This is a genomic window from Dolichospermum sp. UHCC 0259 (assembly GCF_009711935.1).
Lineage (GTDB): Bacteria > Cyanobacteriota > Cyanobacteriia > Cyanobacteriales > Nostocaceae > Dolichospermum.
In genome coordinates this window covers 1-1,185 of the sequence record NZ_VIKX01000311.1, presented here as the reverse complement: position 1 = coordinate 1,185, position 1,185 = coordinate 1, and the positions used below count along the sequence as shown (strand labels likewise).

The window sequence follows — 1,185 nt, the reverse complement described above, 5'->3', positions numbered from 1 at the left end:
TTGTATATCTTAGCAGATGTTGGTATAGTTTTTAGTTGAGCGATCGCATCTTGTAACTGTTGTTGAGATGCTCGTAATTCTTCCACATTCTTGGCACTCTCGGACAACTTTTGAGCAGTAACAGCCATATCTTTTGCTTGTTGATATTGCGAACTAAACTTTTCATCAATAGCACAGTTATCCAGTGGTTTACAAATAATTGGAATATGAGCCGATTGAGTTACCAACAAACCCATTACAAACAATAAAGACCCCACAGAACCAATAGTAATTATCCAGGGTAAACTATTTTTTTGATGTTGCGGTTTAATAACTTGTGTAGTGACAACAGATGATTTTGGCTTGGTTTTTGGTGATAATTGTCTTGGCTGAGATTGAGAATAAATTTTGACAGATTTACCTTGATAAGGCAACCCTAATAAAACAAACCATTTTTCTATTGATTGCGGACGCTTATCTGGTTGTAATTCCATTCCTTGGCGAATAGCTTGATCTAATCTATCACTAATTTGAGGATTAATTTCTTTTGGAGGGGTTAAAGGAAACATCATCCTTACAGGTGCAGCCGTTGGTACTTTTCCCGTCACCATTGTATAGAGAGTAGCCGCCAAAGCATAAACATCAGTAAACGCACCTCTTTTTGCTTGTTCATTATACTGTTCAATAGGTGCAAAACCATCGGATACAAAGGGAGTTTGAGATTGAGTTAAATTCTGTTTAAATTCACGAGCAATACCAAAATCAATTAAAATAGCTTGATTTTTTCCTTGATGATTTCTAATTAAAATATTAGCAGGTTTCACATCTCTATGAATCATCGGCGGATTTGAGCTATGAATACAACCTAAAGCTTCTCCTATTTGCTGAATATAATATAAAGCATCATTTTCTGATAAATGTCCTTTCTTAGCGATTAAAGTACCTAAATCATTTGTTCCTGCATACTCCATTACCATACACCATAAATTATCCTCTTGAATCACTTCATGAACCTTGACAATATGAGGATGATTGCATCTAGCTAATCGCAAAGCTTCATTGACAAAATCTTGTTGAAACTGAGCAAAATCAGGATGATTTTGTACTTTATCATTAAGAGTTTTAATTGCTACTTGAATATTCTTGGTATTTCTAGCCAAATAAGTAACACCAAAACCACCTTGACCTAATACACTTTGAATTGTG

General features: G+C 34.8%; 1 protein-coding gene. It reads right to left on the bottom strand.

Annotated elements, in window-relative coordinates; genetic code table 11:
• On the bottom strand, positions 1-1,185 hold a 1,185-nt coding region (locus FJR05_RS25125), incomplete at both ends, for a serine/threonine-protein kinase (protein ID WP_168646621.1).